This is a genomic window from Actinokineospora auranticolor (genome assembly GCF_041897805.1).
In the GTDB taxonomy this organism is placed as follows: Bacteria; Actinomycetota; Actinomycetes; order Mycobacteriales; family Pseudonocardiaceae; genus Actinokineospora; species Actinokineospora auranticolor.
This window is the reverse complement of the sequence record NZ_CP154825.1, coordinates 4,760,077-4,786,355: the sequence shown is the minus strand read 5'-3', so window position 1 is coordinate 4,786,355 and position 26,279 is coordinate 4,760,077. Positions and strand designations below refer to the sequence as shown.

The following is a 26,279-nucleotide window of genomic DNA, read 5'->3' as shown; positions in this document are numbered from 1 at the left end:
CGCGGAGGGAACGACGATGCCGGTGCCAGAGGGTCCGACGGATCTGCCGAAGCGGTCGTGGAAGGTCGTGCTGCGGGGCACGGTCAAGGAGTTCCAGCGGGACAACCTGCTGGACTGGGCAGCCGCGCTGACCTACTACGCGGTGCTGTCGCTGTTCCCGGCGATCATCGTGCTCACCTCGGTGCTGGCGATGCTGGGTCCTTCGGCGACCGCCACGGTGATCGAGAACGTGCGGCTGCTGGCGCCCGGCGAGTCGGCCGGGATCATCGTGGACGCGATCACCGGGCTCCAGCGGACCGGTGGGGCGGCCGGGGTGTTGGCGGTGGTGGGCGTCGCGGGGGCGTTGTGGTCGGCCAGCGGGTACATCGGGGCGTTCATGCGGGCGTCGAACGCGATCTACGAGATGCCCGAGGGCAGGCCGGTGTGGAAGACCATCCCGTTGCGGGTCGGGTTGACCGCCGCGGTGGTCGTGTTGTTGGCGGTGTGCGCGTTCGGCGTGGTCACCACCGGCACCGTTGCCGAGCGGGTGGGAACGCTGCTGGGTATCGGCGACACCGGTGTGCGGATCTGGGACATCGCGAAATGGCCCGTGATCGCGCTGCTGGTCGGGCTGGCTTTGGCGATCTTGTACTGGGCCGCGCCGAACGTGCACCAGCCCCGCTTCCGATGGCTGAGTCCCGGCGGGCTGCTCGCGGTCCTGCTCTGGGTGCTCGCCTCCGGCGCGTTCGGGCTCTACGTCGCCAACTTCGGCTCCTACAACAAGACCTACGGCTCACTCGGCGGGGTCATCGGCTTCCTCGTCTGGCTGTGGATCTCCAACATCGCCGTGCTCCTCGGGGCCGAACTCGACGCGGAACTCGCCCGCGCCAAGCAGATCACCCAGGGGCTGCCGGCGGAGCAGGAACCGTTCCTGCCCCCGCGCGACACCCGCGCCCTCGACGAGGATCAACGTGCCGACATCGAACCCGCCGTCGAGGCGGTCGCCACCGACGGGGAGCCCGGGGAAGTTCAGAAGCCGGTTCAGCGGCGGTCGCCTAATAGGACAGTCGCCACTCTCGTGGCGGGCGGGGCCGTGGCCACCCTGACCGCGGTCGTGCTGGCGTCCCGCCGTCGCCGCTCGTGATGGCCGGGGGCTAGGCCACGACGCGGATGGTCTTGAGTTCGGGGTCCACCGAGTCCGGGATGACCATCCCCGCCGTGACTCCGGTGAGCAGGTAGTCGAGGGCGTGTTGCTCGATGCGTTCGCCGGGGAGCAGGACGGGGATGCCGGGTGGGTAGGGGGTGACCTGTTCGGCGCAGATCCGGCCGACGGCTTCGCGGGCGGGCACGTCCCGGGTGTCGGCGAAGAAGGCGTCGCGGGGGAGCATGACCGTGTCGAGTTCGAGGTCTCCCAGGTCCGGCAGCGCCACCTGAGGTGGTGTGGGCAGGGCCTTCGCGGTCTTGGCGAGGGCGGTCAGGCCGTCGATGAGGATGGTGGTGGTGTGGGTGGTGTCGGCGATGCTGAGTTGGGCTTCGACGCGGCGGTGGTCGGAGAGCCCGACGTCGATGGCGTGGTGGGCGCGCAGCCAGTCGGCGGCCTGGTAGCCGGAGATGCCGAGGTCGGAGACGTCGATGAGGATCTTGAGCGGGTCGAGTTCGTGGGAGGCCTCGACACCGATCAGTTCGTCGCGGAGCACGTGCGGGCCGGGGATGTCCTCGATGGCGGCGCGCACGGTGTCGGCGAGGTCGAGGGCGCCGGTGAGCAGCCGGTGCCCGTGCTGGACCATCTGGCGGCGCCAGCCGTCCATGGCGGCGTAGACGAGGGTGTTGGGGCTGGTGGTGGCGAGCATGTCCGCGCAGGCCCGCAGGTGTGCGGGGTCGACGAGGTCGCCCTGCAGGTGGAACACCGAGCCCTGCTCCAGTCCGGCGCCCATCTTGTGGACGCTGACCACGCACAGGTCCGCGCCCGCGTCCATCGCCCAGGTGGGGAGCTGTTCGTGGAAGGGCAGGTGCGCTCCCCACGCCTCGTCCACCACCAGCGGCAGCCCGCGCTGGTGGCACAGTTCGGCTATCGCGGTGATGTCCGCGCACGTGCCGTACGGGGTGGGGCTGGTGATCAACACCCCCGCGACGTCACCGTCGCGGTCCAACGCCTCGGCCACCGCGTCGGGCGAGGGTGGGTGGGCCAGGTGCAGGTCGGGGTCGTAGCGCGGGTGCACCCAGGTCGGTCGCAGCCCGGAGAGCACCAGGCCGGAGACGACCGATTTGTGCACGTCGCGGCTGACCAGGATGCGGCCGTGCCGCCCGGCGACCGCGAGCACCGCGCTCTTGACCGACAGCGAGCTGCCGCAGGTGGAGAAGAAGGCGTGTTCGGCGCCCACTGCGTCGGCCATCAGCCGTTGTGCGCGTTCGATCACCTTGCCGGAGGAGGAGCGGTCGTCGAGTCCGCCGGTGGCCAGCAGGTCGTTGCGGAACACGTCCTCACCCAGCACCGCTCGCACCCGCGGGTCGGCGCCCCGGCCGTGCTTGTGCCCCGGTGGCGTGAAGGGCGTGTGGCCGCGGGCGTGGTAGCCGGCCAGGGCGTCGAGGACGGGTGCCTCGTCGTGGTTCACGGACATGCCCCTTTCAGGAGATCGGTGAGCCGCCGGTGACGCCGACGACCTCGCCGGTGGTGTAGCTCGATTCCTGGGAGGCGAGGAAGACGTAGGCGGGCGCGAGTTCGGCGGGTTGAGCGGGCCTGCCCAGCGGTGCTTGCGCGCCGAAGGACTCCACCTTGTCCGGTGGCATCGTGGCGGGGATCAGCGGTGTCCACACTGGACCGGGGGCGACGGAGTTGACCCGTACGCCGCGGTCGATCAGGTTCAGCGCGAGGCCCTTGGTGAAGTTGACGATCGCGGCCTTCGAGGCGGCGTAGTCCAGCAGGTGCGGTGAGGGCTGGTACGCCTGGATCGAGGAACTGGTGATGATCGACGCGCCCGGGCTCAGGTGTGGTAGGGCGGCCTTGCACAGCCAGAACATGGCGTAGACGTTGGTCTTGAGCACGCGGTCGAACTGCGCGCTGTCGATCTCGGCGAGGCCGCCGTCTTGCGACATCTGGTAGGCGGCGTTGCTGACCAGCACGTCGATCCGCCCGAACGCGGCCACAGCGGCGTCGATCACCCGCGCGCAGGCGGCCTCGTCGGTCAGGTCGGCGACCTCGATCTCGCCGCGCCTGCCCGCCTCCCGCACGAGTCCGATGGTGGTCTCGGCGTCCTCGCGTTCCTTGGGCAGGCAGGTGATGAGCACGTCCGCGCCCTCCCTGGCGAAGGCCAAGGCCACCGCGCGCCCGATCCCGGAGTCGCCGCCGGTGATCACGGTCGCGGCGTCGGTCAGCCGCCCGGAGCCCCGGTAGGTGTGCTCCCCGTGGTCGGGCTCGGAGTCCATCTGCCGTGTGGGGCCCGGGTGCTCGACGTCGTCGGCTGACTCGACCGGGCCGGGGTACTGGCGGCGCGGGTCCTGGCGGGTCGTCTGGTCCGGCATCGCGGCTCCCGAGTCGCTGGTCCATGTGTACGGGACAGAAGTGCCCAGGAGCGGGAGCGGGAAACCCGAGCGGTTAGCGCGCGCCGCGCACGGGTATGCGAGGACATGCGCATAGTGGTCGTGGGTGGAAGCGGCAACGTGGGGACCGCGGTTCTCCGGGCGGCCCGAGCTGCCGGGCACACCGCGGTCGGGGTGTCACGGCGGCCCCCACGGGCTGGTGCGCCTTACGACGGCGTTGACTGGCACTCCATCGACATCAGCGGCGCGGACGCGTCCACGAGGCTGTTTGAGGTGTTCGACGGGGCCGATGCGGTGGTCCACGCCGCGTGGGCGGTCCAGCCGAGCCACGACCAGGACTACCTGCGGTCGGTGAACGTGACCGGTAGCCGCGCGGTGTTCGACGCTGTCACCGACTCGGGTGTCACACGGCTGGTGTACCTGTCTTCGGTCGGGGCGTACGCGGCCCGCCGGTCGATGAGCCGAGTGGACGAGAGCCACCCCGTGACGGGGGTGCCGAGTTCCTCCTACAGCAACCACAAGGCCGAGGTGGAGTCGATCCTCGACGCGTTCGAGGCAGACCACCCGGACGTGTCCGTGGCGAGGTTGCGGCCCGGGCTCATCCTGCAACGCGACGCGGCCAGCGAGATCCGCCGCTACTTCATCGGTGCCCTGATCCCACGTCCACTGTGGAAGGTCGCACGCGACGGCAGGTTGCCGGTGCTGCCCCTCCCGCGTGGCCTGGTGCTTCAGTTCGTGCACTCGCCCGACGTGGCCGCTGCGGTCCTCGCGGCGGCGGAACGGGGCTACCGGGGCGCGGTGAACCTCGCGGCCGACCCCGTGCTCGACGCGCGGGACCTCGCCGCGGTCCTGGGCGGACGCGTGGTCGAACTCCCCGCGCGGGTCGTGCGCGCCGCGGTCGCCGCGGCGTGGCGGGCCCGGGTGGTGCCCACTTCGCCCGGGTGGCTCGACCTCGCCCTGTCCGTGCCCCTCCTGCGCACCGACCGCGCCAAGTCCGAACTCGACTGGGCACCGACGACCGACAGCCACGACACGCTGCGCGCGCTGCTCGACGGACTCGCCTCGCGCGCGGGCATCGAATCCAGCCCGGTTCTGCACCCCTGACCCGAAAGGCATTCCCGGTGAAAGCCCTGACCTGGCACGGAAAACGCGACGTCCGCGTCGACACCCACCCCGACCCGGTCATCCAGGACCCGACCGACACCATCATCCGCGTCACCTCCACCGGGCTCTGCGGATCCGATCTGCACCTCTACGAGGTCTTCGGGCCGTTCCTCACCGAGGGAGACATCCTCGGCCACGAACCCATGGGCGTGGTGGAGGAAGTCGGGGCGGAGGTGACCTCGCTCAAGGTCGGCGACCGCGTCGTGGTCCCGTTCAACATCTCCTGCGGCGACTGCTACATGTGCGGGCAAGGGCTGCACTCGCAGTGCGAAACGACGCAGGTCCGCGAGCAGGGCATGGGCGCGTCGCTGTTCGGCTACACCAAGCTCTACGGCGGCGTTCCCGGCGGGCAGGCCGAGTTCCTGCGCGTGCCCTTCGCCGACCGCCTACCCGTCAAGGTCCCGGAAGGGCCCGCGGATACCCGGTTCCTGTTCCTGTCCGACGTGCTGCCGACCGCGTGGCAGGGCGTCGAGTACGCCGACGTCCAGCCCGGCGGCACCCTGGCCGTGATCGGGCTTGGCCCCATCGGGGAGATGTGCGCCCGCGTCGCGCAGCACCGCGGGGTCGAGAAGGTGATCGGCATCGACCTGGTCGACGAACGCCTCGCCCGCGCCGCCGAGCGCGGGGTGACCACACTGGACCTGCGTGAACACGGTGCCGACCTCGCCGACGCGGTCCGCGAACTCACCGACGGCCGGGGCGCCGACTCCGTCATCGACGCCGTCGGCCTCGAAGCCCACGGCGCGCCCGTCGCCTCCCTCGCCCAACGCGCCGTCGGACTCCTGCCCGACGCCGCCGCCGAGAAGATCATGCGCACCGCGGGCATCGACCGGCTCTCCGCCCTGCGCCTGGCCATCGACATCGTCCGCCGCGGCGGCACCATCTCCCTCGTCGGCGTCTACGGCGGCATGAGCGACCCGCTGCCCATGCTCACCCTCTTCGACAAGCAGATCCAGCTCCGCATGGGCCAGGCCAACGTCCACCGCTGGGTCCCCGACATCCTGCCCCTGCTCACCGACGACGACCCCCTCGGCGTCGACACCTTCGCCACCCACACCCTCCCGCTCACCGACGCCCCCGAGGCGTACTCCATGTTCCAGCGCAAGGAAAACGGCGCCATCAAGGTCGTCTTCACTCCCTGACACCATCCGCCGAGTGCGACCGGTCCCGCCGCCGCGGTGCCGGGCAGGTGCACGGCACGCTCCACGACCTCGGATCAGGCGCCCAACGGCGCGCCGAGATCGAGGACGACACCGTCCGCATCGGCCCGTTGTCGAATACGCGTCGCGGTACGGGTCGCCACGGGTGTTCAGGTCGTCCGCAGCCTGATCAGGTGGTCGGTGGCGGGATGTGGACGGCGATGAGGGCGATGTCGTCCTCGGGTGCGGTGCCGCCGAGGCGGGCGACGAGGGTGTCGAGCAGGGTGGGCATGGTGCCGGTGTGGCCGGCGAGCAGGTGGAGGGTGTGGGTGGTGGCGTCGTCGATGTCGTGGCCGCGGCGGTCGGTGAGACCGTCGGTGTAGAGCAGCAGGGTCGACCCGGGCGGCAGGACTGTGTGGTGGTCGGTTCGGGCGGGCGTGGGCAGGTCGGGGTGGATGATCCTGCCGGAGTGTTGGAGCTGGGTGACGCGGCCGGACGGGCACCGGAGGAGAGGGCTGGGGTGTCCGACGTTGGTCCAGGTGAGGTCCCAGCCGCGGTCTGGGCGTGGGCGCAGGTGGCAGTGCACGAGGCTGCCGCTGGCGCGCAGGTCGAGTGCCTGGTTGGCGTTCTCGACCGCGGTGACGGTGGTGGCGGGGCCCGCGCCGGGGTGGTCGAGGTCGGCTTGGCGGATCATGCTGCGGAGCTGGCCCATGAGGGTGGCGGCGTGGATGTCGTGGCCGGTGATGTCACCGATGGTCACGGCCAGCCCGGCCGGGAGTGTGGTGGTGGCGGGCAGGGGGTAGGCGTCGTACCAGTCGCCGCCGACGAGTTCGTCGGTGGTGGCGGGGCGGTAGAGGGCGGCGGTCTCGATGCCCTCGGTGGTGGGGAGGTCGGTGAGCATGGCCTGTTGGAGCTGGTGGGCGGTGCTGACCCGGTCGTCGAGGAAGCGGGCGCGCTCGACGGCGCGGGCGGTGTACCCGGCCAGCGCGGTGACGACGGAGCGTTCGAGCAGGTCGAGTTCGTGTGGGGTGTCCCAGCACACGGCCAGGGCGCCCAGTGGGCCGCGGGTGCCGGGCAGGGGGACGCAGATCGCGGTGCGGAGGTTCATCTCCTCGAACGCGGCGACCACCTCGGCGGGGTAGCCCCCGTCGACGAGGCCGGCGGTGTCCTGGATGACGACGGTGGCGTTGTCGCGGATGGCGCGCGCGGTCGGCCAGTTGTCATCGAGGTCGTAGCTCTCGTAGACCGCTTCGACCGGAACCGTGCCGGTGTGGTCGACCACCCGGCGCAGCCTCCTGCCCTCCACGAGCACCAGGCCGACGTAGCTGGGCTTGAGGTCGCTGGTGACGAGGTCGCGGACGCGGTCGCGCACCTTGACCAGGCCGGTGGTGTCGGCGAGGTCGTCGGCGGCTCGCAGCAGCAGTTCCGAGCGGGTCAGGGCGGCTCTGACCTGAGCGGCGTACTCGTCGGCGCGGCGGTGGGCCTGCTCGGCCCGGTGGGACACGATCCGCAGCCGCAGCTCGGCGGCGCACGCGGCGGCCAGGTCCGCCAAGTCCCGCAGTTGGGCCTCGGTCCAGCTGCGGGGTGAGGTGTCGATCGCGCACAGTGACCCCAGCACGTGACCGTCGACATCGACCAGCGGCATCCCCGCGTAGGCGGCGACACCGAGGTCGTCGATCGCGGGGTTGGCGCACCAGTGGTCGTCGGCGCGGGTGTCGGGCAGGACCAGGGGCTCGCCGGAGAGCACGACCTGGCTGCACAGCGAGTGCGACAACGGCGTCGACCGGGCCGTCGCCCACGGGTCGTCCAGCCCCACCATGCCGGGGAACATCTGGCGGTCCGCCTCGACCAGCGACACCAACGCCACGGGGGTGCCGACCACGCTCGCCACCAAGCGCGCGAACCGCTCCATCCCGAGATCCGACATCTCGGACAGCCCGGTGTCGCGCAGCGCCGCCAGCCTGGCCGGGTCGGCCAACCCGCCTCGCGCGGGTACCTCCCGCCTCGTCGACATCGTCACTCCCACCGGACACGAAACCAGCGCGGAAGCGTAGCCCGCCGACCAGGGCCGCGACAGTGGATGCGAGCGACGTGACACCGAAGGCGAGAACGTGGGTCTCGTCGTCCGGTGGGGCGGGGCGCCCGGAGCTAGGGTGACGAGGGAGAGCTTGCTGCTCGCCCCACCCACGAATGGCCGGGCGACCGAATCGCGAGCGGATGCGGTGGATGCGAAACCGATGACACCCGGCACCACCACACCGCGGACCTCCGCGTTACGCGTCGAGATCACCGCGCACATCGACGACATCACCGTCATCCGGGCCGCCCTGCGGGCCTGGCTCACCGCCCGCGACATCGTTGAGGCGCGTCGCGAGGACATCCTCCTGGCCATCGACGAAGCGATCACCAACAGCATCGAACACGCCTACCGCGACATCGCCCCCGGCCCCGTCACGCTCACCGCGCTGGTGCTCCCCGACGCCACGAGCGTGCGGGTGTCCATCGCCGACCGCGGCCAGTGGCGCACCCCGACCTCGGAACCGTCCGGGACCCGGGTTCCCCTGAGCGGCCGGGGCCTCAAGATCATCTACACGATCGCCGACCGCCTGAACATCGACCGCGGCACCCCCACCGCGCCCGGCACCACGACCACCATCGAGTTCAGAGCCGAGACCACCAGACCATGAACCCGCAGCTACCCACCGTCACCGTCGACGGGACGGCGACCTCGATCACCGTCCGGTGCGCGGGCGACATCGACCTCGCCACGGTCGGCGACCTGAACACCGCCGTGGACCACGCGCTCACCGCGGCGCCCGCGACGCTCGTCATCGATCTCAGCGATGTCCGGTTCCCCGGCTCGTGCGGCCTGGCCACGCTCGCCAGAACCGACGAACACTGCCGCGCCAACGAGAACAGGCTCGTCGTCGTCCTGCCGCCCGACAACGCCGCCTACCGCGCGCTCCAGATCACCGGCCTGCTCGACGTCCTCGACGTCGTCGACACCGTTCCGCATCGTCGACAGCACAACCCGGTCTGACCCACTGAGCCGCGCGTACCGCCGCCGCTCACGACGCCGCGGGTTCGATGTCGTCAGGTCCCCAGCGGACTTCGGTCCACGGGATCTCGCGGACACCGCGGTGGATCACGCGGGCGAGCCGGTTGACGGTCCAGGGTCGTTGGATGCCGGGTCGTTCGTAGCCGAGGAAGCGGCTGCGGTGGCGGGGTGCGACCAAGACTGCGGTGATGACCGGGGTGCCGTCGGGGCCGGGGGTGGTGAGCAGGTCGACAGCCCGGCCGAGGGGACGGCCGTCGTGGTCGTGGACGGTGCGGCCGAGGAGGTCACTGGCGCGCATCGCGGGCTCCGGGGATGCGGGCGATCACGTGGTCGCGCAGCCAGCGTTCGAGGGGTGGTTCGTCGAGGAGTTCGAGGTCGATGCCCAGGGTGATGGCGCTGCCGACGTCGGTGACGTGGTGGAACGGGACACGCAGCGGCACGGGGTCGCGGTCGGTGTGCAGGCGTCGGCCGACGGAGGCCAGCCAGGTGCCGAACCGGCCGTCGATGCGCAGGCCGAGGGCGATCTGCCCGACGAGCAGGGCGGTGACGGTCGCGGTGCCGTCGAGGTCGATGTGGAGTTCGATGTCGTCGACCTTGCCGACGGGGCGGCCGTGGCGGTCGACGACTTGGCGGTCGAGGAGGTGGAAGTCGACGCGCAGCGGGTCGGGGGTCATGAGGTGCCCATTCCGGTGATGACCATGAGTGGGATCGCGGCGACGGCGGCGAGGAGGATGACGGCGAGGTAGCCGACGCCGAAGATGTTGGCGAGGCGACCGTTGACCTGGTCGCCGAGGTAGTCGCGGTCGTTGGCGACCACCAGGATCGGCAGGTAGGTCAACGGCAGCGCGACCGCGCTGAACACCAGGGAGACCTCGGTGACGGTGACCGGGTCCACCGTGGTCAGCAGGAGCGCGACCCCGAGCAGGAGGCTGACCAGGACGACGGTGTGGAAGCGGGCGGCGCTGCGCGGTGCGACGCTTTTGCCCCAGCGCCAGCCGAAGTACTGGGCGATGGTGTACCCGGCGGACAGGCCGGTTTCCAGCGCGGCGCCGAAGGTCGCGGCGAACACGCCGAGGATGACCACGGCCAGGCCGAGTTTCCCGAGCGCGAGGGCCACCGGCAGGGTGGTCTGCCCGATCGAGTCGACCTGCACGCCGAGCGGGGCGAAGACGGTGGCGGCGCAGGCCATGATCGCCAGCGACAGGATGCCGCCGAGCGGGAAGCCGATGAACACGTTGGTGCGCTCGGTGATCAGGTCCTTGCGGGTCCACTCCTCCTCGACGCCACCGGAGGAGAAGAAGAACACCTCGTACGGGGTCATGGCCGCGGCGAACAACGACACCGCGAAGAACCCGTAGCTGGCCCAGCCTTCCCCGGACGCGGATGCCTGCCCCAGCGCCTGGGACCCCAGTTCGCGCCAGGGCGGGTCGAGGGCGATGAGGGCGACGACGAACACCACGAGCGCGAGTCCGGCGAGGCCGAAGACGCGTTCCATGGTCTCGAACCGCATCCGCCACAGCACGACCCAGATCACGAACGCCGCGATCGGCACCCACAGCAGGTAGTGCACGCTGGTCGCCAACTCGATCGCCAACGCCACACCGCCGATCTCCGCCGCCAGGGTCAACAGCGTCACCAGGTAGGACCCGGCCAGGTTCGCCAACGCCACCTTCGGTCCGAGGCGTTCGCGCACCAGGTCGAACACCGGACGCCCGCTGACCGCCGCGACCCTGCCGGACATCTCGGCGTACACGCAGATGCCGATGACCCCGACCACGACCACCCAGGCCAGGCGCATCCCGAACCGGGCGCCGGTCTCGGAGTTGGCCACCAGGTCGCCGATGTCGACGAACCCGCCGATCGCGGTCAGGATGCCCAGCGTGACCGCCAACGCCCGCTTCACGCGACGGCCCCAACGAGCTCCCGCAGCCCGGCGGCGAGCCGATCGAGCCTGCTCGCGTTCGCGGTCAGCGCAGCCCTGTCGTCGTCCTCGGCGGCGCGGGCGGTGTCGGTGATCGCGACCACCGCCTCGGTCAGCAACGGCATCGCCCGATCCCTGAGCCGGGCGGCGCCGTCGGTCGGGACCTCCACCGCGAACAGTTCGTCCACCGCGTCGGCGGCCCGCTCCCGGGCGTCGTCGAACACCGCCGACCGGTACGGCGCGAGCACCCGCCCGTCCAGCAGCGCGGTCGCGGTCAACCGGGCCGTCCGCACCGCCGACCCGGCGTCCCGACCGCCGGAGGCGACCGCGGACCGCACATCGTCCTCGGTGGCGGGCAGCACCCCCGGCACCACGAACCCGGCCAGCGCCACCGCCACCACCAGCGAGGCCACGACCCCGCGCTTTCCCATGCCCGCGCACTACCCGGTCGGCGAAGACGCCAAACTCCGCCGACCCCCTTCTATGCTGCGGAAATCGACAGTTTGTCCGGTCCGCTCCGCTTGTCCGGGCAGCGAGCACGCCAGGAGGTAGGACCACCCTGCAAGCGGTCTGGTTCGCCTGACTGGGTGGAGGTGACACGATCACCCGATGACGTCCCGCCGGGCGTCGGCAGCGGCGCTCGGAGGAACACCCGTGTCCGAACCGATGACCTCGCGCGGATCGACCGGCCCCGCCGCGGAGATCGACGTGCTGCTGGTCGAGGACGACGAGGGTGACGTGATCATGATCCGCGAGGCGTTCGAGCAACGCCAACCGGGCGCCCGCCTGCACGTGGTCAACGACGGCATCGAGGCCGTCGCGTTCCTCAGACGCGCCGACGGCTACACCGACGCGCCCAGACCGGACCTGATCCTGCTCGACCTCAACATGCCCCGCATGGACGGCCGCGAAGTCCTCGCCGAGGTCGAGACCGACCCGGCGCTCACCGCGATCCCCATCGTCGTGCTCACCACCTCCGGCGCCCCGGAGGACATCGCGCGCAGCTACACCCTCTACGCCAACGCCTACATCACCAAACCCACCGACCTCGACGACTTCATGACCATCGTCGGCAAGATCGACGAGTTCTTCGGCACCACCGTCACCCTGCCCACCTGACCCGGAACCCGCCCCATCTGTGGGGCGGGATGCCGGTGGTGATCATCAGGTCCGGCGGGGGCGGGGGCGTTGATGTCGCCAACGGGGAGGACCACGTGCTCGACAAGTCAGACGAACGAGCGGCTGAACCACGCCAGACCGCGGCGCCACCAGTTTCACGACCGATCGCAGTGGCCACCGCTCGGGGTACCGACCCTCCCAGCGCGCGGTCTCCCCGCGCAATGACCGGCCCCGGGGCTACCGCCGAATAGGAACCGCGGCGTCACTCCGGGTTGCGCGGTCCGGTGACCATGGCGTGCTCGACCGACTCGGCGATCGCGAGAATCCGATCCAAGCGGCTCACCTGCAACGCGCGCCCGGCGACGTTCGAGGAGCCCACGACGAACACCAGGTCGATCCCCTGGTTGCGCGCCTGTTCGTGTGCGCGGGTGAACGCCGTCAACGCGACCGAACCCAGGAACCCGATCCCGTCCAAGTCGGCGATGACCAGCAGCACACCGTCGTCGGCGGCCTGGGCGAGTCCGCCGAACAAACCCGTCTCCAGCACCCCGGCAGTGCCCAAGTCGAACTCACCGCGCATCCGCAGCACCATGACGCCGCCCTGGTGCTCGCGCTCGACCGCTGTCTCCACCGACTGCACACACCCACTCAACCACCATGGCCAGCCGCCTGCCCGGTGACTCGAGAACTGTGCGTCACCGTGCTGCCGCGGGCGCGGTTCGCTGCCGGGTCACCCGGAGGAGTGGAAGTCGACGATGATCGTGATGCTGGGAGCACTCTCCGTACCTGGATCGAGGTCGAAACGAACAGCCAGTGCTCTCAGGATGCCCAGCCCCGGCCGCAGCGGGATGCGATCCGGCGCCCGCCGGATTTGGCGTGCGCCGCCGACCGCGATGCCCCACCCGGACTTGAACGCCTCGACTCCCTGGGCCCATATCGACTGCCTCGGCGGTGCGATCACCGGCCCCGGCTCGGAATCAGCCATCAACGGGTACCGATGGCCGAACAGCAGGACGTGCTCACCCGGAGTCCGGGCACCGTTCCCGCTCCCTGGCCCGCCGGTGCCTAGTACCAGCATCCGCCCTGTCCGCCACGCGAGCTGTCGTCCCGGACACCGCAGGAGTGATTAGGCTGCCCGTCGTGCCCGAGACCCCCGGCGCCACCGACCGCACGCGCGTGTTGGAGGCGATCACCAACGTCGATCTGCGCCACCTCGACCTGGAGGAGTCCCTACGGGTCCTGCTGGAGCGGGTCCGGGACGTCTTCGAGGTCGATACCGCCACCATCCTGCTCTACGACTCCCACACCGAACGCCTGACCGTGCACGCCGCGGCGGGCATCGCGGACGAGGACATCCTCGGCATCACCGTCGACCTCGGCGCCGGGTTCGCCGGCCGTGTCGCCGCCACCCGGGAAGCGGTGATCCTCGACCAGGTCGACCACACCACCGTCGTCAGCTCCATCCTCTGGCGCAAGGGCCTGCGCGAGCTGCTGGGCGTACCCATCCTCGCCCGCGGCACCCTCATCGGCGTCCTGCACATCGGCTCCCGCACACCCCGGCGCTTCACCGACGAGCACACCCAGCTCCTGCTGCTGGTCGCCGACCGCGTCGCGCTCGCCATCCAAGCCGAACTCACCACCGCCGAACGCGCCGCCACCACCGCCCTGCAGCGCAGCCTGCTGCCCACCCGCTTCCCCGCCGTCGACGGCCTGCGCTTCGCCGCCCGCTACGTCCCCGGCGCCACCACCGGCTTCGGCGGCGACTGGTACGACGTCTTCACCCTGCGCGACGGCCGAATCGGCATCGTCATCGGCGACGTCGCCGGGCACGGCCTCGCCGCGTCCATCGTCATGGGGCGCCTCCGCAGCGCCCTGCGCGCCTACGCCATCGAGAACGACTCACCCTCGGTCGTACTGTCCAAACTGCACGGCAAGGTCTCCCACTTCGAGGCCCGCAGCATGGCCACCGTGCTCTACGGCATCATCGACGTACCCCGGGAGAAGATCGTCCTGTCCTCCGCCGGGCACCTCCCATCGGTCCTGGTCGCACCCGGGCACCCAGGCGCGCTCATCCCGGTCCCACCGGACCCACCCGTGGGCCTGCACGTGCCCGAACGACGCCCCCGCCGCGACACCACCATCGACCTCCCCGACGGCGCCGTCCTCGCCTTCTACACCGACGGCCTCATCGAACGCCGCGACCAACCACTCGACCGCTACCTCGACCGCCTCACCACCGCGGTCACCCCCGACGACCCCGCCCTCGTCTGCACCCAAGTCATGGACGCCCTCATCGAACCCACACCCCAAGACGACGTCGCACTCCTGATCGCACAGGTGAGAACGCACCCGTCGCACCGATGACGACCACCGCGGGTCGCCCGGTGCGCGCGTAACGCGCGTCCGTGCGTCGTGGCGCCGAAGGCTGCGAGGCCACGCGGACGTCACGAAGCGGGCCGGTACTTGACCAGTGCGCGGAGGAACGCCCGGGAGAGCGGTTCCAGCGGAAAGTCGAGGTCGCCGGGCAGGGCGCTCTGCTGAACATGCGCGCCTAGGTCGGCGACGGGCGCCCGCCGGTGCGGATGCTGATCCCGGAGAGGCTGACGCCCTCGGTGGGGCCGGTCGCAGAGCCCGTCGCGCAGCACCCGTTCCACAGCCGACGAGGCCGCGTCGACTGCCGACACGCCTGGAGGACACGCCCCTTCCCCCGCCGGGGCGGCCATCAAGCTGGCCCTTGCCACCAGGTCGCCGAGGGCGTTCATCGAGCCGTACGGCGAGGAGATCCGCCAGTGCGCCACGACATTTCCGACCCCGTCGAGCATCCTCGCCCCCAACCGCCGTCCCACTCGCGTTCGCCCACGGTCTCAACCGTGGGCTGCTCCGCTCTGAGACGGAGGGCTGACCATGAACATTCTGGCCTGGTGAGATCGCTATCGCACGCGACGCTGCGCAGTCGATTTGCAACGGTTTACCTGAGTCTACCCGCTTGGGTGTCACCCGAAAGCGTAGACCGCCGCGCGAGAAAACCCGCCCGCGACTAGAACGGGAGTCACGGAAAGGCCAGACGTGAAGGAGAGGACTGAGTGATGCCTGGATTGCTCGACGTCGTGGTCGATCTCATTCAACAGATCGTGGGTGTGGTCGTCGGTTCCTGACCCACGCGGAGTCGGAGGCCCCTCCGGTGCGAGCGGGACGCGCCGCGGGGCCTCCGGCTCGGTGCACCCCGTCCCCGCGATCTGCTTCGCCTCGAGCGGTGGTCGCGTCGTGGTCGAGAACCGCTGTCGATCTCTCCCGCCCTGCCCCTGTCCCCTGACCCATTGAGATGTGCACACGGTGACCGCCGAGAACAACGAACCTGACTTCTCCTTCGATGGACTGAGGGACTTCACCTGGACCGCGGGCGAGGTGGCGCGACGACTGGGTGTCACGGAGTCGACATTGCGCTCCTGGCACCACCGCTACGGGATGGAGCCCTGTTCCGCGCGGGAGGGCGGACAACGGCGCTACGGCACCGAGGACGTCGTCCGGATGTCGCGGATGCGCGAGCTGGTCGAGAGTGGGATGCGCCCCTCGGCCGCCGCCGCGCTGTTGCAGCGGGCGCTCCCGCTCCGGGACGCGCACCAAGCCGTGGTCGCCGCGGGCAAACAGCTCGACACCGGGGCCTGCGCCGATCTGCTCACCCAGGTGATCCGCTCGTGGGGCGTCACCCGCACCTGGAACCGGGTGTGCAGGCCCGCGTTGCGATCGGTGGAACAGGCCCAGCGCGCCGACCCGGACTGCGTCGACCACGAGCACGCCCTGTCCTGGTCGGTGACCGCGGCGCTGCACCGCGTCCACCGGCCCGCGGGCGAGGCGTCGATCCTGCTGGCTTGCGGCCCCGGGGAACAACACAGCCTGCCCGTCGAGGCGCTGGCCGCGGCGTTGGCCGAACACGGCGTCCCCGCCCGCGTCCTGGGCGCGGCCACCCCCACCCCAGCCCTGGTGCGAGCGGTCACCACGACCACGCCGCGCGCCGTGCTGCTGTGGTCGCACCACCCCGACCCCGCTCACCACGCCGCCGCCTCAGCACTAGCCGACCTGCCACCCCGCCTCCTCGTCGCCGGTCCCGGTTGGCGCCACCCGATCCCCTGGGAACAGCCCACATCACTGGTCGACGCGGTATCGCTGCTGAGCGAGCACTGATCCCGCCCTCCAGCCCGTGACGCGATCACCGGCGACGCCATCGCCCTGCGCCTATCGCGGCGCTCGGCAGAAGCGGTCCGTGTCCGAACCGGTGTTCCCGGGGCGGTCCGCCGCCACCCGCGGCCCCTGGTAGCCGGTGATGGTGTTTCGGGCCTGTTGACCGTGGTCGCCACACCCAACCGCCGACTTGTCGTGGGGCTCGGCACGTCCTGTATCGGCCCACCGCCCGCAGGTGAGCGGCGGTGTCGGTGTGCTGAACGCTCTGCAACCGAAATGCAACGCCTTTCCCGTGTTGACGCGGTCGGATGTCACCGGTTGGTGTTGTCTGTCGCGCCACCTCGCCCGGTGTGGTCTAGAACTGGAGTTGGAGTTCCGAACGCGCAGGACACTCGGCGGGGAGCGGTGGGGCCGGGTTGCTGGGCCTCGCGGCCGGGTTCCTGGTTGTTCTCGGGGTTGGCGGTCGGGTCTGACTCCGGGGCGGAGGGGTGCCGCGGCGCGAGGGGCGATCGCGCCGCGGAACCTCCTGACCGCAGCGCCCTGTTGCCAAGTCCGAGTTGGCGCGGTGGTCGTTGGCGCGTCGTGTCGCTTCCGTCTGCGTGGCGCGGTTGACGCGCTGGTGACTGATCCACGGATATGGGCGGGTTCCGCAGGTGCGGAAATCCCGGGCGCCGCGTGCTGTCGGCGGACGTTTTCCTTGCGAAGGAAGTGGTTTCACAGAAGTTGCGGATCGATCTGCGTGTGTCGCTTGATGGTGTGGATTGCGCGGCTGATCGCTTGTTCTCCGCACCGCCGGGTAGCACGTCGCCGACCGGACACTACGAACAATGGAGTGGTGATGAGACGTCTTGCGATCCGCGTGGGTACCCGAGTCGCGGTAGCCGCCGTGGCGATGGCGACCTTGACACCGGTGGCCCATGCCGAACCGTTGCGGTGGGTCGCGTTGGGTGACGCCTACACCGCGGGTGGCATCGACGCCGCCGGTGAACAGATCCTCGTCGGCGGGGTGCGGGACGGGTGCGGCCGGACGAGGGGGTCGTACCCGGAGGTGTTGCGCGCGCGGTGGTCCGGTCGGTACGGGTTGGTCAACGTCAGCTGCGCTGGTGCCTCGGTCGTCAACGTGGCCGGGGAGCCGCAGCGGCCCCCGGGCTACCACATCCCGTTCTTCGAGGTGTACGACCCGGACTTCCCGTTCCCGCTGGTGCCCCCGCAGTTGGACGCGGTCACCGCCGACACCGACCTGGTGACGGTGGGCGTGGGCGGCAACACCCTCGGGTTCTCCGAACTGGTGCTGGCCTGCTTGCAACTGGGGGAGTGGTCCGACCCGGTCACCGACCACCCGTGCGCCGACTACTTCAGCTTCGGTTGGGACGGCGTCCCGACCATCGCCGAACGCCTGGCGCTGGTCGCCGACGAGTACGACGGCCTGCTCACCATGATCCGGCTGGCCGCGCCCGGCGCGACCGTGCTCGCCGTCGGCTACCCCACGATCTTCCCGGCCGACCCGGCCACCTGCGACCGCGGGTTCACCCCGCGGGGCATGCGCAACTTCGCCACGGTCACCTACCCGGACCTGCTCTGGTTGCGCACCGAGGTGGTGGAGCCGTTGAACCGGGTCATCGCCGAGCGGGCGGCCCGGCACGGCGCCCGGTACGTGGACCTCTACACCGCGAGCGAGGGCCACGACGCGTGCCGACCCGACGGCCTCAACTGGGTCGAGGGCGTTGTCGACCGTGTGGGCCGCTGGGCCGTGGTCCGCGCCAACAGCGCCGGGCACACCGCCGCCGCGGACGCGGTGCAAGCCGCCCTGGAGACAACTCCCGGTTCGTGAGCGCAGGCGGGGTTCGGTGGTCGAGGCGTCCATCGCTCCGAGCTGAACCAGTGCGCTGGACCCCACCGCTGATCGAGTCGGTGGGGTCCGTTCCGTTGGCGCCGTCAGGCAGCCGAGAACAGCGGGTACGTGCCAGGGTGAGTGGGTAGGGGCTTCGTAGAGGCTGCCTTCCGGGTCCAGGGCATGAGTCCGCGGCGCTGTCGCGTGATCACGGTGTCGCGGGTGGTCGCTGGTACTGCTGGGTCGCGGTGCGATCTCGTAGCGGGGTACTGCTTTGAGCCCGCGGACTGGGTGGCGCGAACCGGGTGTCGGTGTTCGGTGTGGCGGCGGGGAGGGTGAAGGTGAAGCGGGTGCCGCCGCCGGGGTTGTCGGTGGCGGTGATGGTGCCGCCGTGGCGCTCCGCGATGCGTTTGCAGATGGCCAGGCCGAGGCCGGTGCCGGTGTACGGGCCCCCGGTGTGGGCGCGGTAGAAGGTGTCGAAGATCTTCTCGTGCTGCCCGGCCGGGATGCCGATGCCGTTGTCGGCGATGGTCAGGGTCACGGTGCCGCCGCGGCGGGTGGTGGTGATGGTGATCTCCGGGGTCACGCCCGGGGCGGTGTACTTGACGGCGTTGCCGACGAGGTTGTCGAGGAGTTGGCGCAGCAGGACGTGGTCGGCCTCGACGGGGTCGAGTTCGCCGTGGGTGAACCGGGGGACCGGCGCGCTCGCGACGGTGGCGGTGTCGATGCGGGCGGCGGTGATGTCGGCGACGAGCGCGGTGAGGTCGACCCGTGCGGGTGCGATGCCCGCGTCCCGGGCGGTGGTGTAGGCGAGCAGGTCGTTGATCAACCCCCGCATCCGCCCCGCCGCCCGGGCGACGCGGACCATGGCCATCTCCGCGCGCGCCGCGTCGTTGTCGCGAAGCGCCTCGGTGGCGGCGTCGGTCCAGCCCTCGGCGGCCGCGAGGGGGTTGAGCAGGTCGTGGGCGACGACGCCCGCGAAGGCGGTGAGCTCGTCGTGGTGGCGGCGTTCGGCGGTGACGTCGTTGTAGACCATGACGGTGCTGCGGCCGCCGCCGGGTTCGGGCAGGGCACTGGCGCGCAGGTGCACGATCCGGCCGTCGGGGACGCCCTCGTTTCGGATCAGCACGTCCATGTCCTCGACGACCTCGCCCGCGGCGATGCGCACGTGTGGCATCTCGGCGTCGGTCATGGGCGTGCCGTCGAGGTGGTGCATGCCGTAGTGGGCACTGCTCGCGGCTTGGTCCTCCGGGCTGAGTCTGCCGCCGAGGATGTGCCCGGCGGCGACGTTGCGCAGGGTGATGTTCCCGGTGGAGTCGACAACGGAGACACCGTCGCTCATGGAGTCGATGATGGCGCGCTTGAGCGCGGCCCGGCGCGCGGTGTCCTCCCGACCGACGGCGAGTTCACGCACGAGGTCCGCGCGTTCGTCGCGGCCCAGCGCCAGGGTGAGGCCGACCACGGCGACGACGATGACGAACAACTGGACGACCAGGGCGCGGCCCGCGTGGGAGGACATGACGGCGAATGGCCCGCGATCGTGCAGGGTGAACAACACGGCGATGGCGGCGACCACGGCGGTGTGGGCGGTGACGTACGCCGTCGACAGCCGCACCGCGGACCACACGGTGAGCGCGATGAGGGTCGAGGTGATCGGCAGCCCTTCGGCGTCCGCGAAGCCGACGCCGTAGCAGATCGCCGAGAACACCGAGACGGCCGCGTGCTCGACGAGCCGCCCGCGGTCGACCGGTGGCGGGTTCGGGGCGGTGAGGCGGTTGCGCAGGCCGACGGCGGCGCGGGCGAGGCACAGGCTCGCGGTGCCCACGACGAGGATGCCCGCGAGGTTGCGCGCCAGCCACACCCCGGTGGCCAGCCACGAGTGGCGGCCGGTGACCAGCCAGATCCCGACCGGTCCGACGGCCGCGGCCGCGGCGGTGGCGGTCAAGGCGGCGAGCAGCAGCGCCCAGAGGTCCCGCAACCCGCGCAGACCACCGCTGTCGGCCAGGGACCACATCAACGGGCGCCTGCGCACGATCAGGGTCATGAACAGCCCAGCCTGGATGAGGTTGGCCAGCACGAACACCGCGGACTGGGCCGGGGTCGAGCCCGTGGCCAGGTTCACCACCGCGGTGATCAGTCCCAGTGCGGCCACATCCAGCCAGAGCAGCGGTGAGCGGCGCTGCGCGCACAACCACACCGCCGCGACCCCCGCGGCGGGCCAGACCAGACTCAGGTTCGTCGCGTCGAGCACCGTCAACCGCCCGGCCGCGGTGGCCGCGGCGAACAGCGCGGCGAAGACCGCGCAGCGGACGAGTGCGGTACCCCGGCCCATCACGGCACGCCGGGTTCGGCCGATCCGACCCCGGCCACCAGTCGTCGCACCGCGGCGCACAGTTCGGTGCTGCTGGAGGGCTTGGGTACGTAAACCGCGCTCGCGGCCCGGATCCGCGCCACGTCCGGGGCCGACCACAACACGGTGAACGCGACCGCGGGCAGCTCGCGGTCCCGCTCGCGCAGCCGGGTGAGGAGTTCGAGGCCGTCCATGTCGGGCATCAGGACGTCCACCACCGCGACCTGCGGCCACCCCGGCGCCACCGAGTCCAATGCGAGCGCGCCGCTACCGGTGTCCACCACGTGGTGGCCGTCGACTCGCAGCCATCCCGCCACAAGCTCGCGCAGATCAGTGTCGTCGTCGACCAGCAGTACCCGCACCACCACGTCCCTCCCGCCCCGCCGATTCCCGCTGCTCCCGCACGTGAGTGCACGGTCAGTGGTCCGGCCGCGGTCGACGTCGCCGGTGACTTGGTCGCGCCGCGACCCAATCCTGCTCACCGTTGTAGACCGGCGGGCACTCCCGCGCAGCGCGGCGCCCCGATCGGATGACGCCGCCGCGGGGTTCCCGCCTCGCGCTACCAGCGGACCCGGGTGACCAGCAGCGCCTTTGACGCGGGCGTGGTGTGGCGATGGTGTTCGGCGGGTTCAGCTGTGGTGCCCCATGGTCAGGCGGACGGTGAAGCCGGTGTCGGTGCGGGTCATGGTGACGTGGTGGCAGAGTTGGTGGGCGATCCACAGCCCGTAGCCGCCGCCCTCCGGGCCCGGGGTGGCGACGAGGCCGGCGAACGGGTCGGCAGGGCCGGGGCCCCTGTCGTGGATGGCGACGACCACCTGCCGAGCACCTGCCCACAGGCACAGGGTGGCGGGCGGGGATCCGTGCCTGATGGCGTTGGTGATGATCTCGCTGACGGACACCACGAGATCCCCGAGATCACCAGACGGGAGTGCCCCGGCGCACGCGGCGCTGACGACGTGGCGGGCTTCGCCAGGCGTGGGGTCGGTGAGTTCGACGGTCGGGGGTCGGCGCTGGAGCGGGTGCGGTACCAACGGCGCGGGACGGCCCAGGAAGGAGGGCGGCTCGACGTAGTCGGGGTTGGGCTTCTGGACGCCGCCCGCAGCCACGAGCGAGTGGGTCTGGGCGACGTCGCGCAGGACCGCGGTGGGGGTGGTGCGGGTGTCGTAGGCGCACATGCTCCGCACGGGGAAGTGGTCGTAGGCGTAGTTGACCGCGGCCTCGTACCTCGACCACACGTCCCAGTCGCGCGTCAGGGCGGAGTAGGGGATCTCACCGACGACGCGGATGGCGCTCGCACCACCCTCGACCAAGTTCGCGAACATGTCGCAATAGGACTTGATGGCGACCGCGGGTCGGATGTACTGCGCGTCGGTGCGCAGGATCGTGACGCGCTCCGGGTGCGGCAGTTCGGCGAGCACGAGGTCGGCGCGGTGCCCGTCCAAGGCGATCATCGTCGCCTCGTCGCGGTCGACTCCCTCGGTGAGGAAGGGGACCGAGGCATCCAGAAGTTCGTCGTCGTTCGCGTAATAGAGGGCGATGTGGTCGTAGCCCCGCTCGGCGGGGTGGGTGTGTGAGCTCATGCCACCTGTTCCACGCGCACTCGCCGGATCCCCAGCATGTCCACCAAGCGCGCCGGGCTCGATGCTCGGGTGCGCAGCACGGCGGTGAAACCGTGCCGTTCGGCTTGCTCGGCCAGCCGCAGCAGCCCGTGGTGGTCGGTGAAGGTCAGGCCGCGGGCGTCGACCACGACCTCGCCACGACCCCAGCCTCCCGCGGCGTGGTCGAGCGCCCACGGGAACAGCTCACGAGACCTGGAGTCGAGTTCGCCGTCGAGTGCCACCGCGCCGCTACCGCCCCAGCCGTGCAGGTGGAACGGCACCGTGTCGACATTGGTCCGCGGGTGCATGGCCGCGAGCCGGTCGACGGCGTCCGCCCCGAGGTCCGGCAGGCTGTAGGCGCACATCGCGTCGAAGGTGGAAGCCGCCATGTAGCGGTCCACGGCGTGCTCGTAGCGGGCGAACGCACCCAGTTGGGCGGGCGTGCGCACCAACTCGGTCGCCTCGGCGGCCACCCGGAGCCCGGTGAACCCGTCCGCCACGGCCCGCTCGGTTTCCGCGGTGTAGAAACCGACCTGCTCCTCGGGCTCGACCACGTCGCCATCGCCGTACACGGTGTCCAACGACCGCACCCGCACCGCGCCACGCTCGAGCAGGGCATCGATCCCCGCGATGGGGCGGAGCTCGTCGAGCAGGGACCGATCGGACCCGGGAGCGATGAGGCAGACCTGCTTGCCCGCTGCCAACCCCTCGCTGAGGAACTCCCGGGCGCGGGTGAAGAACTCGCCCGGCTCGGTGAAGGCCCAGCACAGGTGACCACGCCCCTGACGGGGTGCGGTCGCGGGCGGCGCCGAAGATTGGCTCACCACGTCAATGTACGCCCCCACCAGGACAAACGACACCAAGGGAGCGGACGCGGCAGCCCGCTCCGGTGCACCCACTGCCGCGTCGTCGCCGCCACCCCAACGCGAATCGCACATGACCACTGGCGTGCGCATGACGGCGCGATCGGCGGAAGTGGTCACTTTCCCGGTCTTCCCAGGTGGGATCCGGTCCAACCGCTGATTGACCTGGTTTTGTCGGGGCACAACGAGGACTGCGTAGTGAGTTGACCCGCACCGGGCGTACATGGACGTCACCGCAAGCGCGGCCTGGTCCAGACCACTCCGACAGCACGGCGCCAATCTTGGTGACCTGTGTCACGGACCATCGCGCCCGGCTGTTACGAAGACCGCTGGCCCGCTGCGACTGGCCTGGCTCGACTACCAGGGGCGACGTGGACCACATCCAACCGTCGGCCGCAAATCGAGAACACGCTGTTCAGGCGCATGATCATGGCCGGGGAGCAGGTCGTGAGGCGGGACGGGCTCGAAAATGCCGCTGTAGCAACGAAAACGGCCTGACCTCTTCGGTGTGAACCATGTCCGGCATACCGCGTTGACCTGCGAAATCCGGTGTCCGCAGGTCAACACGAGCATGTTCAGAGGTGTCGAATGGGGTTCGGGACCGTCCGAGGCGCATTTGCTGCTCCCGATTTGCTCCCTGCGGTGCTCCCCACCGCGGACGAGAGCGCACCTGTCGACTGGGCGACGGGCACAGTGTTGACCACGGTGCGCCGGGGAGCCGGCTTCTGGTGGCTCGCCGTGCGTGGCACATGCCCGCGGCGACCTGAGCGCAGGTCAGAGCCACCGGGCCGCGTCTTGGACCCAACAGGTGGCCCCGAGCACGTGGCCGACGGCGTTGTGGCGCAACCGCTGGGTCGTGATCGCGGCCGTGCGCTCACGGCAGGCGAGGTAGGACGCCGTGTTCGGTGAGCACCTGCTCGACATCGGTCACGGCTCCCGGCCTGGCCGCGGACCTCAGTATCGTTCGCGCGGTGGTCTCCGGCGTCCACGGTGGCACGACCAACAGGCAACGCCCGCGTTGGTGCGTGCCGGTGACCGACACGGTGTGCGGTTCGACGGCGTCGGAGCCGACGAGCTCGACCGGCCACCCGTCGACCACCGCCCCGCCCTCGGTCGCGTCCCAGTCGTCGACGTGGTAAGTCACCCGGCTCACCGGGCCGACCCACGAGCTCATGGCCAGGACGAGTTCCGGGACCTCCAGCAGGGGCTGGGGAGAACGGGGCCACCAGGCCCCGTCCACTCCCCGCGCGAGCTGCCGCGGCTTCAACCGCAGCCGCACCTCGCTGCGCACGGGCAAGTCGCCGCAGGGGGTGGGGGTGCTGCCCCAGCGGGCCACCCGGTGCCGTTGGTCGGCCGCCGGGAACCGGCGGTGCGGGTGCCCGGTGGCGCTGAGCGGATCATCGCTGAGCCGCGGTCCGGAGGTCATGTGCGCGTCCTGTCGTCAGTGGTCGTGGCCGTGTCTGCGATCGCGGCGGCGCCGCGGCCGTGCGAGAGCTACCGGGCGCGGCGAGTCAGGCGCCGCACCACCAGGAACGTCGCGATCGCGACGGCCAGGGTGGCCCCAGGGCGTTGCCGGACGGCTTTCCCGAACTGCTCGACACCGCGCGCCAAGCCGCGGGCGGGTGTGCCCGCGGCTTCGCCAGGGACTCCCGGCACGGCGGGTTCGACGGGGACTGGGGTGGTCATGGGCGGCCCTTCCTCGACGGGTTCGGCTCCTCGCTGCGGCGGCGGAGCCCTCAACCGGGTATCCGAGCGTTCTGCTCGTGACACCCGAGCGGGCCGGTCGACGCATCGGGCACGCGCACCGGCCGTGATCGTCCAGAGTGGACATTGTGACCGCGGCGGACGCGGTGCGGGACCGCACCGCGACGACCTCACCGGTGACCGAAGTCGAGGCCGCGGCCCCGGCGGTTCACACCAGGCGGACCGAGGTCGCCTGTGGACCCTTCCGGCCGTCGGCGACCACGAACTCCACCGTCTGGTTGTCCGCGAGCCCGTTGTGGTCGTAGCCCAGGATGTCGGTGTGGTGCAGGAACAGGTCGTGCCCGCCCGCGGAGGGGGTGATGAAGCCGAAGCCCTTGGCTCCGTTGAACCACTTGATGGTTCCCTGGGTCATGCGCGTGCTCCTTTGGTTGGTCGGGTGTAAGGCTTCGGTGTCCCGGTGCGCGCCCGAAGGCCCGTCACCGTCGACCACGGATCAGCGCGCACGCCGTGTCGGCGTGGTCTCCACTCCGGTCAGCCCGAGCATGGAGAGCAGTTCCCGGCAGTCGTCCGCGTCGAGCGAGTTGCCCGCCACCAACCGGGTGGCCCGGACCTGCTGGTCGGTTTCCGCCCTCGCGGCCACGGCTTTCATCTCGGCGAACCGGACACCGGTCCCCGGCCCGTGATCCGGGCCGTGCCGGATCGTTCGCGCCGCACTCGCGGTGGGGGCGGGCAACGGCGGGCTGAGCCGTCCGGTGAGGTCGGTCGGCCCCGTCGGCGGCTTGTGGCCGAGGATGTCCTGGGGGGTTGTGGCGAAAGGACTGTAGGGCAACCGTGCTCCCGTTCCCGTGCGGCAAGGCCGATCGGTGTGATCGGACAGGAATCCGCGCCGCTTGGACGCGGGCGGCGCGGTGTCTCGTCTTCGGTGACCGCTACCCCACCGCGAGCGGGCGGGGCGGGTTCGGGACGCGGCCCACCGCCGTTGTGGTCAACGCCGCGCCCCGGTGCCGTGGGGGACAGCGGACCGCGTGGGTGAGCGGCGTCCGCGGTGCGGTGCCGCGTGCGGGTGACCGGTTCCGGCGGCCTGCGCCGGTTCACGCGAGCCACCACCGTCCCCAGGGGCGCCGGGCTGGTGGCGTGCTGTCCACTGCCACCAGCCCGGGACGGAACGTCAGCCGCGTGGGGCCAGGTCGCTCGGCGTTCCCCGAGTGGGCGCCTGCGGCTTCGTCGTCGCGATGACGGTCAGCCGTGACGGCTCGGTGCCCGAAGGGGCACGGTGGGGAACATCCAAGCGGGCAATCCGACACAACGTCGACGCTCCAGTCCCCGACCGAACGACTCCGGCCGGGCCTTGTGCCGAGGACGCCACCAATATGGGAACCGGTGTGCGAGGAACTCTCGACCCGGTCACCATACCCCACATCCACCGTCGCGCGGTGGTAGACGAGTACCGTCGAGACATGACCGGTACGCCGGGCTGATCGCCCTGAGCCGCACAGGCGGCTCGTTCGCGCCCTCGCGGCGCGGACCGCCCGGACCGGGCGGACCACCCCGCGGTGCGGGCGGCCGACTTCCTGCGCTGTCCACAGTGGTTTGGACATCGATTCGGCGTGCGCCTGTACCCGGTCCGGGAGCGCCGAGCGCATCACGTGTGGCGGGCGCGCAGGTCCGGCCCCCCGGCGTCGGCGCGGTGGAGCGGCCGTTCGGGTGTTGCGTTCCCGTGGCAAGGCCCGCTCGGTTCTGCCGCGGGCCGCACCGAGTCGGCGACCACGCGCCGCGGCGGATGTGCCGCGCCGGGCAGGACGACCTTTCCACGTACGGAGAACTCCACGGCGGTGCG

The 26,279-nt window shown here is 71.1% G+C and carries 27 protein-coding genes; 9 read left to right on the top strand and 18 right to left on the bottom strand.

What is annotated here, in order from left to right; translation table 11 throughout:
- Positions 1–16: 16 nt before the first annotated feature.
- Entirely contained in the window at positions 17–1,123 is a 1,107-nt protein-coding gene (locus V5P93_RS21155) for a YihY/virulence factor BrkB family protein (RefSeq protein ID WP_104481478.1), read from the top strand.
- Between the two features lie 10 nt (positions 1,124–1,133).
- Here the strand turns inward: V5P93_RS21155 and V5P93_RS21150 are convergent, their stop codons facing one another.
- Together V5P93_RS21150 and V5P93_RS21145 are read right to left on the bottom strand one after the other, a co-directional pair.
- The gene (locus V5P93_RS21150; protein ID WP_219824106.1) at positions 1,134–2,597 is read right to left on the bottom strand and encodes an aminotransferase class I/II-fold pyridoxal phosphate-dependent enzyme; all 1,464 of its coding nucleotides are present in this window, start codon (positions 2,595–2,597) and stop codon (positions 1,134–1,136) included.
- Between the two features lie 7 nt (positions 2,598–2,604).
- Complete coding sequence (locus V5P93_RS21145) at positions 2,605–3,498, bottom strand: SDR family oxidoreductase (protein ID WP_104481479.1); 894 nt, start codon at positions 3,496–3,498, stop codon at positions 2,605–2,607.
- Positions 3,499–3,603: 105 nt separating this feature from the next.
- Between V5P93_RS21145 and V5P93_RS21140 the strand changes: the two genes are divergently transcribed.
- Positions 3,604–4,620 carry an NAD-dependent epimerase/dehydratase family protein gene (locus V5P93_RS21140; protein WP_104481480.1) on the top strand — a complete coding sequence of 339 codons (1,017 nt, stop codon included), beginning with the start codon at positions 3,604–3,606 and terminating at the stop codon, positions 4,618–4,620.
- Between the two features lie 17 nt (positions 4,621–4,637).
- Positions 4,638–5,822 (top strand): zinc-dependent alcohol dehydrogenase, encoded by a 1,185-nt coding sequence (locus V5P93_RS21135; protein WP_104481481.1) that lies wholly within the window; start codon positions 4,638–4,640, stop codon positions 5,820–5,822.
- A gap of 187 nt (positions 5,823–6,009) precedes the next feature.
- Here the strand turns inward: V5P93_RS21135 and V5P93_RS21130 are convergent, their stop codons facing one another.
- Positions 6,010–7,833, bottom strand: coding sequence for a SpoIIE family protein phosphatase (locus V5P93_RS21130; protein WP_219824107.1), 1,824 nt, complete (start codon positions 7,831–7,833; stop codon positions 6,010–6,012).
- Between the two features lie 223 nt (positions 7,834–8,056).
- Between V5P93_RS21130 and V5P93_RS21125 the strand changes: the two genes are divergently transcribed.
- A complete protein-coding gene (locus tag V5P93_RS21125; RefSeq protein WP_104481482.1) occupies positions 8,057–8,506 on the top strand; it encodes an ATP-binding protein in 450 nt (149 codons plus the stop codon).
- Positions 8,503–8,859: an STAS domain-containing protein gene (locus V5P93_RS21120; protein WP_104481483.1), complete on the top strand. Its 357-nt coding sequence runs from the start codon at positions 8,503–8,505 to the stop codon at positions 8,857–8,859. The genes V5P93_RS21125 and V5P93_RS21120 overlap by 4 nt, the downstream gene beginning before the upstream one ends.
- Positions 8,860–8,887: 28 nt before the next feature.
- Here the strand turns inward: V5P93_RS21120 and V5P93_RS21115 are convergent, their stop codons facing one another.
- From V5P93_RS21115 to V5P93_RS21100, 4 genes are read right to left on the bottom strand one after another with little or no spacing between them, the layout of a single operon-like run.
- Positions 8,888–9,175, bottom strand: a complete 288-nt coding sequence (locus V5P93_RS21115; RefSeq protein ID WP_104481484.1) for a hypothetical protein — start codon at positions 9,173–9,175, stop codon at positions 8,888–8,890.
- Positions 9,162–9,551, bottom strand: coding sequence for a hypothetical protein (locus tag V5P93_RS21110; RefSeq protein ID WP_104481485.1), 390 nt, complete (start codon positions 9,549–9,551; stop codon positions 9,162–9,164). Before V5P93_RS21110 ends, V5P93_RS21115 begins: the two co-directional genes overlap by 14 nt.
- On the bottom strand, positions 9,548–10,780 hold the full coding sequence (locus V5P93_RS21105; protein WP_104481486.1) for an NRAMP family divalent metal transporter: 1,233 nt from the start codon (positions 10,778–10,780) through the stop codon (positions 9,548–9,550). Before V5P93_RS21105 ends, V5P93_RS21110 begins: the two co-directional genes overlap by 4 nt.
- Positions 10,777–11,229 carry a hypothetical protein gene (locus tag V5P93_RS21100; protein WP_104481487.1) on the bottom strand — a complete coding sequence of 151 codons (453 nt, stop codon included), beginning with the start codon at positions 11,227–11,229 and terminating at the stop codon, positions 10,777–10,779. Before V5P93_RS21100 ends, V5P93_RS21105 begins: the two co-directional genes overlap by 4 nt.
- A gap of 235 nt (positions 11,230–11,464) precedes the next feature.
- On the opposite strand from V5P93_RS21100, the gene V5P93_RS21095 reads away from it, so the two are divergent.
- Complete coding sequence (locus V5P93_RS21095) at positions 11,465–11,917, top strand: response regulator (protein ID WP_104481534.1); 453 nt, start codon at positions 11,465–11,467, stop codon at positions 11,915–11,917.
- Positions 11,918–12,179: 262 nt separating this feature from the next.
- On the opposite strand, the gene V5P93_RS21090 is transcribed toward V5P93_RS21095, so the two are convergent.
- Together V5P93_RS21090 and V5P93_RS21085 are read right to left on the bottom strand one after the other, a co-directional pair.
- A complete protein-coding gene (locus V5P93_RS21090) occupies positions 12,180–12,548 on the bottom strand; it encodes an STAS domain-containing protein (protein WP_146108239.1) in 369 nt (122 codons plus the stop codon).
- Positions 12,549–12,647: 99 nt separating this feature from the next.
- Entirely contained in the window at positions 12,648–12,902 is a 255-nt protein-coding gene (locus V5P93_RS21085; protein WP_146108240.1) for a hypothetical protein, read from the bottom strand.
- Positions 12,903–13,057: 155 nt separating this feature from the next.
- On the opposite strand from V5P93_RS21085, the gene V5P93_RS21080 reads away from it, so the two are divergent.
- Entirely contained in the window at positions 13,058–14,281 is a 1,224-nt protein-coding gene (locus tag V5P93_RS21080; RefSeq protein ID WP_104481490.1) for a PP2C family protein-serine/threonine phosphatase, read from the top strand.
- Positions 14,282–14,361: 80 nt separating this feature from the next.
- On the opposite strand, the gene V5P93_RS21075 is transcribed toward V5P93_RS21080, so the two are convergent.
- Entirely contained in the window at positions 14,362–14,601 is a 240-nt protein-coding gene (locus V5P93_RS21075) for a hypothetical protein (protein WP_374065055.1), read from the bottom strand.
- 649 nt (positions 14,602–15,250) lie between these two features.
- Here V5P93_RS21075 and V5P93_RS21070 point away from each other — a divergent pair.
- Positions 15,251–16,099, top strand: coding sequence for a MerR family transcriptional regulator (locus V5P93_RS21070; protein WP_181043726.1), 849 nt, complete (start codon positions 15,251–15,253; stop codon positions 16,097–16,099).
- An 835-nt stretch (positions 16,100–16,934) separates the two neighbouring features.
- Positions 16,935–17,927 (top strand): SGNH/GDSL hydrolase family protein, encoded by a 993-nt coding sequence (locus V5P93_RS21065; protein ID WP_181043727.1) that lies wholly within the window; start codon positions 16,935–16,937, stop codon positions 17,925–17,927.
- Positions 17,928–18,135: 208 nt separating this feature from the next.
- Here V5P93_RS21065 and V5P93_RS21060 read toward each other — a convergent pair whose 3' ends face one another.
- The 8 genes from V5P93_RS21060 to V5P93_RS21025 all read right to left on the bottom strand — a co-directional run bounded on the left by V5P93_RS21060 (position 18,136) and on the right by V5P93_RS21025 (position 25,271).
- Positions 18,136–20,259 (bottom strand): ATP-binding protein, encoded by a 2,124-nt coding sequence (locus tag V5P93_RS21060; protein ID WP_104481494.1) that lies wholly within the window; start codon positions 20,257–20,259, stop codon positions 18,136–18,138.
- Positions 20,259–20,639, bottom strand: a complete 381-nt coding sequence (locus V5P93_RS21055; protein WP_181043728.1) for a response regulator — start codon at positions 20,637–20,639, stop codon at positions 20,259–20,261. Before V5P93_RS21055 ends, V5P93_RS21060 begins: the two co-directional genes overlap by 1 nt.
- Before the next feature lie 267 nt (positions 20,640–20,906).
- Positions 20,907–21,857: a sensor histidine kinase gene (locus V5P93_RS21050; protein WP_104481496.1), complete on the bottom strand. Its 951-nt coding sequence runs from the start codon at positions 21,855–21,857 to the stop codon at positions 20,907–20,909.
- Positions 21,854–22,699 carry an MEDS domain-containing protein gene (locus tag V5P93_RS21045; RefSeq protein ID WP_245931556.1) on the bottom strand — a complete coding sequence of 282 codons (846 nt, stop codon included), beginning with the start codon at positions 22,697–22,699 and terminating at the stop codon, positions 21,854–21,856. Before V5P93_RS21045 ends, V5P93_RS21050 begins: the two co-directional genes overlap by 4 nt.
- A gap of 913 nt (positions 22,700–23,612) precedes the next feature.
- The gene (locus V5P93_RS21040) at positions 23,613–24,164 is read right to left on the bottom strand and encodes a DUF5994 family protein (RefSeq protein WP_181043729.1); all 552 of its coding nucleotides are present in this window, start codon (positions 24,162–24,164) and stop codon (positions 23,613–23,615) included.
- 68 nt (positions 24,165–24,232) lie between these two features.
- Positions 24,233–24,424, bottom strand: coding sequence for a hypothetical protein (locus V5P93_RS21035; protein WP_104481497.1), 192 nt, complete (start codon positions 24,422–24,424; stop codon positions 24,233–24,235).
- 226 nt (positions 24,425–24,650) lie between these two features.
- Positions 24,651–24,854, bottom strand: a complete 204-nt coding sequence (locus V5P93_RS21030; protein ID WP_104481498.1) for a cold-shock protein — start codon at positions 24,852–24,854, stop codon at positions 24,651–24,653.
- Positions 24,855–24,935: 81 nt separating this feature from the next.
- Entirely contained in the window at positions 24,936–25,271 is a 336-nt protein-coding gene (locus V5P93_RS21025) for a hypothetical protein (RefSeq protein ID WP_104481499.1), read from the bottom strand.
- Between the last annotated feature and the right edge of the window lie 1,008 nt (positions 25,272–26,279).

Bases quoted from the DNA above. Each gene is read 5' to 3' on its own strand.
- V5P93_RS21155 (WP_104481478.1), top strand. From the start codon at position 17: ATGCCGGTGCCAGAGGGTCCGACGGATCTGCCGAAGCGGTCGTGGAAG.
- V5P93_RS21150 (WP_219824106.1), bottom strand. From the start codon at position 2,597: ATGTCCGTGAACCACGACGAGGCACCCGTCCTCGACGCCCTGGCCGGC.
- V5P93_RS21145 (WP_104481479.1), bottom strand. From the start codon at position 3,498: ATGCCGGACCAGACGACCCGCCAGGACCCGCGCCGCCAGTACCCCGGC.
- V5P93_RS21140 (WP_104481480.1), top strand. From the start codon at position 3,604: ATGCGCATAGTGGTCGTGGGTGGAAGCGGCAACGTGGGGACCGCGGTT.
- V5P93_RS21130 (WP_219824107.1), bottom strand. From the start codon at position 7,833: ATGTCGACGAGGCGGGAGGTACCCGCGCGAGGCGGGTTGGCCGACCCG.
- V5P93_RS21125 (WP_104481482.1), top strand. From the start codon at position 8,057: ATGACACCCGGCACCACCACACCGCGGACCTCCGCGTTACGCGTCGAG.
- V5P93_RS21120 (WP_104481483.1), top strand. From the start codon at position 8,503: ATGAACCCGCAGCTACCCACCGTCACCGTCGACGGGACGGCGACCTCG.
- V5P93_RS21115 (WP_104481484.1), bottom strand. From the start codon at position 9,175: ATGCGCGCCAGTGACCTCCTCGGCCGCACCGTCCACGACCACGACGGC.
- V5P93_RS21110 (WP_104481485.1), bottom strand. From the start codon at position 9,551: ATGACCCCCGACCCGCTGCGCGTCGACTTCCACCTCCTCGACCGCCAA.
- V5P93_RS21100 (WP_104481487.1), bottom strand. From the start codon at position 11,229: ATGGGAAAGCGCGGGGTCGTGGCCTCGCTGGTGGTGGCGGTGGCGCTG.
- V5P93_RS21095 (WP_104481534.1), top strand. From the start codon at position 11,465: ATGACCTCGCGCGGATCGACCGGCCCCGCCGCGGAGATCGACGTGCTG.
- V5P93_RS21085 (WP_146108240.1), bottom strand. From the start codon at position 12,902: ATGGCTGATTCCGAGCCGGGGCCGGTGATCGCACCGCCGAGGCAGTCG.
- V5P93_RS21065 (WP_181043727.1), top strand. From the start codon at position 16,935: ATGAGACGTCTTGCGATCCGCGTGGGTACCCGAGTCGCGGTAGCCGCC.
- V5P93_RS21060 (WP_104481494.1), bottom strand. From the start codon at position 20,259: ATGGGCCGGGGTACCGCACTCGTCCGCTGCGCGGTCTTCGCCGCGCTG.
- V5P93_RS21050 (WP_104481496.1), bottom strand. From the start codon at position 21,857: ATGAGCTCACACACCCACCCCGCCGAGCGGGGCTACGACCACATCGCC.
- V5P93_RS21040 (WP_181043729.1), bottom strand. From the start codon at position 24,164: ATGACCTCCGGACCGCGGCTCAGCGATGATCCGCTCAGCGCCACCGGG.
- V5P93_RS21035 (WP_104481497.1), bottom strand. From the start codon at position 24,424: ATGACCACCCCAGTCCCCGTCGAACCCGCCGTGCCGGGAGTCCCTGGC.
- V5P93_RS21030 (WP_104481498.1), bottom strand. From the start codon at position 24,854: ATGACCCAGGGAACCATCAAGTGGTTCAACGGAGCCAAGGGCTTCGGC.